The sequence below is a fragment of the Desulfovulcanus ferrireducens genome, assembly GCF_018704065.1.
Taxonomy (GTDB): domain Bacteria; phylum Desulfobacterota; class Desulfovibrionia; order Desulfovibrionales; family Desulfonatronovibrionaceae; genus Desulfovulcanus; species Desulfovulcanus ferrireducens.
In genome coordinates this window covers 72315-80699 of sequence record NZ_JAGUQP010000009.1, presented here as the reverse complement: position 1 = coordinate 80699, position 8385 = coordinate 72315, and the positions used below count along the sequence as shown (strand labels likewise).

At 42.1% G+C, this 8385-nt stretch carries 9 protein-coding genes; 8 read left to right on the top strand and 1 reads right to left on the bottom strand.

Annotated features, from left to right (window positions below; all coding sequences use genetic code 11):
* Positions 1 to 435 precede the first annotated feature (435 nt).
* The 6 genes from KFV02_RS04825 to KFV02_RS04800 all read left to right on the top strand — a co-directional run bounded on the left by KFV02_RS04825 (position 436) and on the right by KFV02_RS04800 (position 5436).
* Entirely contained in the window at positions 436 to 933 is a 498-nt protein-coding gene (locus KFV02_RS04825; RefSeq protein WP_252380406.1) for a GNAT family N-acetyltransferase, read from the top strand.
* A gap of 76 nt (positions 934 to 1009) precedes the next feature.
* Positions 1010 to 1465: a methyltransferase family protein gene (locus KFV02_RS04820; RefSeq protein ID WP_252380405.1), complete on the top strand. Its 456-nt coding sequence runs from the start codon at positions 1010 to 1012 to the stop codon at positions 1463 to 1465.
* Between the two features lie 352 nt (positions 1466 to 1817).
* On the top strand, positions 1818 to 2612 hold the full coding sequence (locus KFV02_RS04815) for an alpha/beta fold hydrolase (protein ID WP_252380404.1): 795 nt from the start codon (positions 1818 to 1820) through the stop codon (positions 2610 to 2612).
* Between the two features lie 36 nt (positions 2613 to 2648).
* A complete protein-coding gene (locus KFV02_RS04810) occupies positions 2649 to 2804 on the top strand; it encodes a hypothetical protein (protein ID WP_252380403.1) in 156 nt (51 codons plus the stop codon).
* Positions 2804 to 3166 carry a sulfite exporter TauE/SafE family protein gene (locus KFV02_RS04805; protein ID WP_252380402.1) on the top strand — a complete coding sequence of 121 codons (363 nt, stop codon included), beginning with the start codon at positions 2804 to 2806 and terminating at the stop codon, positions 3164 to 3166. The genes KFV02_RS04810 and KFV02_RS04805 overlap by 1 nt, the downstream gene beginning before the upstream one ends.
* Positions 3167 to 3915: 749 nt before the next feature.
* A complete protein-coding gene (locus tag KFV02_RS04800) occupies positions 3916 to 5436 on the top strand; it encodes an MBL fold metallo-hydrolase (RefSeq protein WP_252380401.1) in 1521 nt (506 codons plus the stop codon).
* Between the two features lie 93 nt (positions 5437 to 5529).
* On the opposite strand, the gene KFV02_RS04795 is transcribed toward KFV02_RS04800, so the two are convergent.
* On the bottom strand, positions 5530 to 6279 hold the full coding sequence (locus tag KFV02_RS04795) for a Mut7-C ubiquitin/RNAse domain-containing protein (RefSeq protein WP_252380400.1): 750 nt from the start codon (positions 6277 to 6279) through the stop codon (positions 5530 to 5532).
* Between the two features lie 314 nt (positions 6280 to 6593).
* Between KFV02_RS04795 and KFV02_RS04790 the strand changes: the two genes are divergently transcribed.
* On the top strand, positions 6594 to 7844 hold the full coding sequence (locus tag KFV02_RS04790) for a M48 family metallopeptidase (protein ID WP_252380399.1): 1251 nt from the start codon (positions 6594 to 6596) through the stop codon (positions 7842 to 7844).
* 34 nt (positions 7845 to 7878) lie between these two features.
* Complete coding sequence (locus KFV02_RS04785; RefSeq protein ID WP_252380398.1) at positions 7879 to 8274, top strand: secondary thiamine-phosphate synthase enzyme YjbQ; 396 nt, start codon at positions 7879 to 7881, stop codon at positions 8272 to 8274.
* Positions 8275 to 8385 lie beyond the last annotated feature (111 nt).

The window sequence follows — 8385 nt, the reverse complement described above, 5'->3', positions numbered from 1 at the left end:
AAAATTGTTCTTGAAAACAAAATAAACTAACCAATAAATTTTAACCATTAACTATTGACAAAAAACACAGTTGCTGACTTATTAAAACCCTTGCTATTTCTACGTTCTCGAAGAGCGCATTTTCGGAAATGCATTACAAATGGGTTGGGTAACATATCTTGGCGAAGCTTGCGGTAAAGCTGTGCATAGGGAGACTGTTTAACCAACATATCGAGATACATCATAAATACAGAATGGCACAAAGTAATATTTCACTAATAAACCCCTTTATGCACAGCCCGCAAGCGAGCCTTAGATGTGTCCAAGTCTTTGTTAGCATTGAAGAAAATGTGCTCGTAAATTAACTCCGAAAGTTGAGATATAAGCTTTCATAAATTGGAGGATTTTGGGGCGGGCGAATTTAAAATCAAACTAGGAACCTCAGAAGAAGAACCCATGATTCAAATCATTAATGCCACTAAAGGCGAAAATCTTAAGGAAATTCGAAGACTTTTTGATGAATATTCGTCCACATTAGGTTTCGAACTAGATTTTCAGGACTTTAAAAAGGAGTTAGCCAATCTTCCTGGCCACTATGCTACGCCAGAAGGCCGTTTGCTGATTGCCACACGTCAATGGCGGGTAGCCGGATGCGTGGCGCTAAAAAACTTGACAGATGATATATGCGAGATGAAAAGACTATATGTCAGACCACAGTTTCGTGGCCTAGGTGTTGGAAGAGCCCTTGCAAAACGCATTGTTAAAGAGGCTCGGGGAATTGGTTACAACCGCATGCGCATAGATACGGTTCCGTCAATGGAAAAGGCCAGGATGCTATACGAATCTCTTGGTTTTAGAGAGATTCCTCCTTATCGATATAATCCGATTGAAGACGCTGTTTTCATGGAACTGACTCTAACGCATAATTTAGAGCTTTTTACCTATCATAATTAAGGAACCTTATCTAAACACTTTAAACCGGACATGAGAAAGCCTGAGAACTTTTCCCCGACCAGCTAAGCTCAAGATTATGAAAAAACAATCCTTTTTGGGAACTGGCCCTGTAATTATTATCCCAGGCTATTTGGCTCTCATCATTACAGCCCAAATACCGTATAGTATCCCCTTGTTTCAACAAGGCTTTTTAACTATCTTTTTGGGTGGAACCTTATGTTCCATTGGCGCATTATTTGTCGTACTGGGAGCATATCAAATCAAAAAAGCACGCGAATCGAACACATTGGCGACAGAAGGACTTTATTCATTAACCAGAAATCCCATCTATTGTGGCCATATCTTTTTCATTCTTCCCGGGGTCTCGATTATTATTAACAACGGGTATAGTCTTGTTTCAACAATTATCTCCTATATTCTTTTTAAAATTTTTATTTCAAAAGAAGAAAATTTTCTTAAAGAAACCTTTGGAGAAAGGTTTTCTGAATATTGCAAAAAAGTAAATCAAATATTTCCATTTCCCAAATTGTAAATCTCTATGTTCAGACTATGATATTTGGATTTTCAATCCATATTGTCCAATATCATTTCCATTCCTTAAACTGAGGTTGAAGGCCACTTGTCTAGCAGTCCAACAAAAAATTGTTTCTTCTAGATATCATCTAAAAAAGGTCACCATGGCTGCTACATCTTGACGATACTACTCAAAAGGGAGTAGTTAAGGCATGGAATATCACATGCGGTGAAGACGAAATTATACCCTCTAAGATACGTATGGAACAACAGAGGCAGGAATCATTAAAAATATAATGCTTGCCTAGCCAATCAGAATCAAGACATAGAATCGATCGCTGCTGAACTCTAATGTTCCTGCACTATGAATCATGATGTTGAATCATACTATAATAACACTAAACAATATTTTTATTAGAAGTTCTACAACTCAAAATTTAAAAGGTGATGTATGGTTTTTTCATGGATTCGGGGAATCAGGGCTTAGCTTTATAGAGACATTTTCATCACCACTCAGAAACAACTTCAATATTTACATCCCAGACTTTCCTGGATTTGGTGCAAGTCCTCTGCAAACCAGCGCAGTTTCTCTTGAAAATTCAAAAGAACTCATATTGAGGGTATTAGCAACTATTTCAAAGAATAATAAAATATTTATCGTTGCTCACTCCTTAGGTTCAATAATTGGCACATGGATTTGTCAGGAATTAAAAAGTCAAGCAATAGGATTTTTTAATATCGAAGGGAATCTAACCCGCGAAGACGCTTATTTTTCTGGTATGGCAAGGGACTACGAAGACGCTGATAAGTTTCACAAAAATTTATTGTCACACATTTATGAGAAAGCCGGAAACACACCAGCTCTTCAAAGATATTTTGCAAGCATTTGCTTTGCTCAACCTGTCGCCTTGCTAGGATGGGGCAAGTCCGCAGCGGCGCATAGTGAAGCCCGCAAATCAGGCCAAGAATTTGCCTCTCTCGATTGCGCCAAACTCTACTATTGGGGAACAGAGAGCACACCAGAAGCAACACAGGATTTCATAAGAAAAAAATCAATCCCGAATAAATGTTTTGGGAAAGGTAGTCACTGGCCTATGGTTGAACACCCTGAGCAATGCTATGGGGATATCCTTACTTTTTTATCAACTGCGCTGGCAAGTAGATAAAAAAATAGGTTAAAATATATTTATTAGAGGTATTGTATGAAAAAAATTGGAATTATAGGTGGGCTGGGGCCGGAATCTACCATTGACTACTATAAAGGAATTATCACTGCTTTCCAAAAGCAGCGGGGAGGTTTGGCCTCTCCTGAAATGATAATATACAGTGCAAACATAACCAAACTTAAGGGTGCGTAATGATGAATGTCCAAATATTGGTAATGCTTGTCAGTGGAATTCTGGTAGGAATCGGAGCCTCGTTTACCGGATTAGGAGGCGGTTTTCTGATGGTTCCACTGTTACTCTTCCTTGGCTATTCTGCACAAAAGGCAGTGGGGACATCGTTCCTTGGTATCGTTATCATCTCAATCTCAGCCCTGATTGCACACAATAAACTGGCTAATGTTGATTATAAACTAGGCGTTGTTCTTGGTATTGGAGGGATCATTGGTGCCCAAATCGGGGCACGGCTGGTTGAGCACATCTCCACTGCGAATTTCAAAAAAGTCTTTGCCCTCATTCTCTTTTGCCTGGCAGCATATCTTTTCGTAAAAAAATAATCTCTCTCGCCCGTTCGCTTCGCTCACTAGAGACGCTGAGGCACGGAGTTTTCTTTTCCCTGCCAGCGAGGCCTGGCAAGGAAAAGATGCCAACCCTATGGGCTGATTGAGCCAATGAAAATATCCTTGTATTTTTTACGCCAAATAAAAGCTTACATCTACTTAGTAAACCTAGCCATAAAACCCCTTTTCCTGAGCATAGCTCAGGAAGGTTTCTGCTGTATGCCCAGCTCTGGCAGGCAGCAAGAACCTCTGTGTCTCGGTGGCTCTAGCGACCAACGGGACCGGCGAGAGATTCAAAAATTAACCGAGGAGGCACCAGTGCACTTGTCGGATACGCCCGGCTAAATCCCTATTCACCTACTCAACCACTCACCAACTCCCTTTCCTCAACCAAAGTGCAGCCATCGGATGCGCACCATGGAAATTAAGTTGATATAAAGGTTTATTTTGGCCACCCATATTTAAACCGAATAAAAAGGCAGTTTTCTTTCATTAAACTTTGGGTTAAAAAGCTTGATTATTGAAATTGTATAGTTACAGTTTAAAGTTTATCGGACATCTGTCTATTAAACCGGGGCAGTTGAAACGAATAAAGAGGCTATTATTGGCATTAATTTCCCAGGCCGGCTTTTGAGAGGATGCAATAAAGATAACTCGACGCAAAGCTATCCCCGGAAGAATGGAAAGCAACTCCTTAAAACGGTTTGGACAAAATAACTCATCATGGATTTCACAAAGGTAGGATTATGAAACTTCGCTTCATCGCCCGCATGCCCAATGGGCCCGGAGCCTTGCACCGGGCCGCAGACATCATTCACAAATATGAGGGCAACATCAGCCGCATCCACTATGATGATCGCATTGACCCCCACACTGCCTTTTTTGAAATCACAGTACACGGCCAGGAGGCGGTCGAGAACATTCGTTCTGAGCTTCACAGGATCGGTTATCTGCAAGAATCACTGGAGCCTATCGGGTTTCTAAAGTTTAATATCTTTCTGCCTAACAGGCCGGGTGCACTTGTTGAATTTCTGAACCATACCACCTCAAGTAAAGCCAATATCGCCTTTCTGGACTTTGACGAAAAGGGCAAGCATCCGGACAGAGTCACTGTGGCCCTAACCATAGAGAACAGCAAGGTAATAGACAGGTTACTAAATGACCTTAAAAACCATTATCGTATCGAAATCCTGGAATACGATCCCAGGGGTAAACAACTTGACAATACGGTCTTTTACCTCAAGTTCGCCCAGGAACTGCGGGAAATTATCGGTGAGGCTGAAGATACATTTCTGCTCAAGCTCATCTACGATATTAACCACATAGTGCAAGAACTCACCAACCTCAGACAGGATCCTCATAAAGTTTTCGACAGCATCCTGGCCACGGGAAGAAGCCTGCGGGATACTACTGGAGCAGGATTCTATGCGGATGTCCAAAGGATTCAGCTCCTCGATGATGTACAACTTTTCTGCTTCCAGCTCCCCTGCGGCGGAAATATCTTTATAATCAACGCAGGGGACGAGATGGCCATGATAGACACTGGTTTTGGCATCTATCACCCTGATGTAACCACCATGCTCCAGAGATATGGACTTGGTGATCTGAGCAAGCTCAAACACATATATATAACACACGCAGACGCGGACCACTCCGGCGCAGGTGGCTTTTTTTCCGCTCCATCCCACATGCACCAGGGCTCTTCAGAGGTCATAGACAGAACCAACAGGGCCTATGGTTCCAAAATAGAATCTTCCATTCTGGAGGAAGTATATACTAAATTGATTACCCTCTTTTCCAATTTTACTCCGCCGACAAGGCGAGAGATATTTCCAACCCAAGTACTGGATCTTCAAAATATTTTTCCGGTAATCCAACGTTTTTCAGTAGGGCCTCTGGAGTTTGAGGTGCTGGAGAGCCTTGGAGGTCATACATTCGGTCATGTCTTTTATTTGTGCCGAAAACACGGTCTGCTTTTTACTGGAGACAGTCTAATTAATTTTGATAGCTTCACTGAAAAACGCAAAAAATACGCCACTTTGGCCACGATCCTAATGACCTCAGTAAATGTAGACAGCGATACCGCACGCAAGGAGAGGATGGCCCTTTTGGAAATCGCCAAAGAGGTGGACAAGGAGCTACGGCCTTCCGGGAGAAGATGTCTTATCTGCGGTGGTCACGGTGCTATTTCATCGCTTACAGAAGACGGTTCCGCGCTGGTAGTTCCGGCTGAATATCCGATAGAACACTATACCCACAACAGTTAGGTTGGATTCAACCCCTTGCAAAATGATTGGAAATAAACATAGTCTCTTAGTAAGATCTCTGACCATGAAACAACCACAAAAAACAGGATAAACTTACGAATTATCCTCAACCTCTATCCCAATCTTCTCCAGCCTATCTTTCATCTTGTCCCAATGTGAGCCCTGCCAGTAGATTTTGTAGCACCCGGGACAGCGGTAAAACTTGTAAAAATACTTTTTAGTCCTTGGCTCCAAAAGATGCAGAATTTTCTCCTTGGCAATGGGTTGCAAAAGCTCATTACACCTGAGACAACGGGAAAACAGCCGCTTTGGTTTTAGTCCAAAAAGATGAACGACCTCTTTTAACTGACTATCCGGATCAAGCGCTTGCACCAAATGTCCATAGACTATATTTTTTCTTTTTAAGAGCCCCCTATCTCTAGAGAGAACTATACGTCCATCCTTATGGGCCAAAAGAGCAATCTCTTCATCTCTAAGTCTCGGCTCAAACAGTGTGTCCATGCCCATCATGCGCAAAAGCATGGCCAGTTTGCCTATATTGCCATCCACAATAAACTTGACTTCGGACAAGGGAACAGGCCTTAATTTAGTAGGGCGGGTCACATCAACAGGAGGAGTATGGGCTAAAACATAGATCTTTTCTCCTCCTTCCGGGAGATAATCAAAATTTATCTCTTCCTGATCAAGGGACAGTTTACCTACTTCGGTATGCGGAACACCTAACGCCTCGATAATGTCCTTGATGGATGCGCGGCGATCTAAAAGATAATTAACCCTTGTTCCGGTCCCCTTTAAAAAAAAAGCAAGCGCTTGATCAAAAAACAGGTGAATGTGTTCTGGCACTTTATACCCCTTGTGCACTACCTTAAATCGGTTTATGTTTTTTGTTCAACTTTCAACTGTTATTAAATGTTACCTGAATTTTGCATTTTTTTCACGTCAAATAGTTTGAGATTGCTTCGTCGCTTCGCTCACGCTCGCTCCTCGCAATGACATAGCGCACATCCTGCCACCTGCGAGGGCAACGAAGCTGTCCGTGGCAATCTCACCCATTGGGTGAAAATCGCTGGCTCAAAATCTACTTTTACTCCAATGTGTTTAATGTAAAATTAAATTAAAAATCGCTCAACTTAGGAAAAAAATAATCTGGAGGGCAGATGTCAGTAGAGTTTTATCTTCTTCTAATCATTTTTATACTCCTTGGGCATTTCATTTTGAATGCCTATCTTAACTATCTAAACTTAAAAAGCCTTGACCCAACCCTCCCTTCCGAATTTAAAGATATTTTTGATCCGGAACTCTATGCTCGTTCCCAAGCCTACACCAAGGCCACGACAAAATTAGAACTTATCGAATCATTTTTCTTCCTGGCCTTAACCATCTTGGTTATTCTCTCCGGCACATTTAATAAACTTGATGCCTTTGTGCGCTCTTTTGAGCTGTCCGAGCCTTTAACAGGGCTTTTATTTTTCGGGCTAATTTTCATCATAGCCGATGTCTTGAACCTTCCTTTCGACCTGTACAAAATTTTTGGCCTGGAAGAAAAATTCGGCTTTAACAAAGTGACCCCGTCCTTGTTTATCCAGGACAAAATCAAGGCTTATGTCCTGACCATCATTTTGGGCAGCCTTCTTCTCTGGCCCATTCTTGTATTCTTTCAAAAGCTAACCACCTGGGCCTGGCTTTTTTGCTGGCTGACCACCATCTGTTTAATGCTCATCATCCAGTATCTGGCCCCAACCTTTATTCTACCACTTTTCAACAAGTTCACCCCTATTGAGGATGTGGAACTAAAGGAAAAGATATTAGCCCTGGCCCGAAAATGCGGGTTTAACTTGAAAGGCATCTATATCATGGATGGCTCTAAACGTTCAACAAAGGCCAATGCCTTTTTTACAGGCTTTGGAAAGTATAAACGCATTGCCCTGTTTGATACTTTACTAAATAATCACAGCCATGAAGAGATTCTAGCCATTTTAGCCCATGAAATAGGACATTTCAAAAACAAGCACATCCACAGAAACTTGGTCATGTTTTTTCTCCAGACTGGCTTGACCTTTTTTATTTTGAACCTCTTTATACACAATGAACAGCTAACCCAGGCCATTGGCTTTTCCCAGCACTCAACTTACGCGGCTATTTTTTCCTTTGCTCTTATCTATCCCCCAATCTCCCTTGTTCTAGGCCTTTTGGCAAACTTTATCTCTAGAAAACACGAATTCCAGGCTGATGCCTTTGCGGCTCGAAATACATCGCCGGAGGATTTAATCTTCGCCTTAAAAAAATTGTCCAAATCCAATCTATCCAATCTTACTCCCCACCCTCTATATGTATTTTTTAACTATACACATCCACCTGTGCTACAAAGAATACAAGCTTTAAAAGGTAAAGAGGCTAGAAGGCTTTAGAGACTAAAAGCTCAAAAAAAGGAGAGAGAGAAAAATGGACATCATTTATGTAAAAACCAACACCAGGGAAGAGTTAAAAGACATTACCGCGGAAATTGCCGGACTTGTAAAATCCAAGGGTTACACAAACGGAGTCTTGACCATCTATAGTCCACATACCACCGCGGGAATAACAATCAATGAAGGAGCTGATCCTTCCGTGGTACGAGACATAATCGTCAGCTTGCGCAAACTGATCCCTCACAGTGGCGACTACCAACATTTGGAGGGCAACAGTGATGCCCATATCAAAACCAGTCTCATGGGTCCGTCCGCGCAGGTCATAGTAGAGGATGGGCAACTCTGTTTAGGCACATGGCAAAAAATCTTTTTTGCCGAGTTCGACGGTCCAAGATCCCGCAAAGTGTGGGTTAAATGGTGCGGATGCTAGCGAATGAATGACCGCTGCCATATCAGGGCGATGAAAGATATGCGCCGCAAATGAGGAAATTGAAAAGACCAGAAGGCCTGATCGAGCTGCTCTAAGGAGTTACCGCTCAGG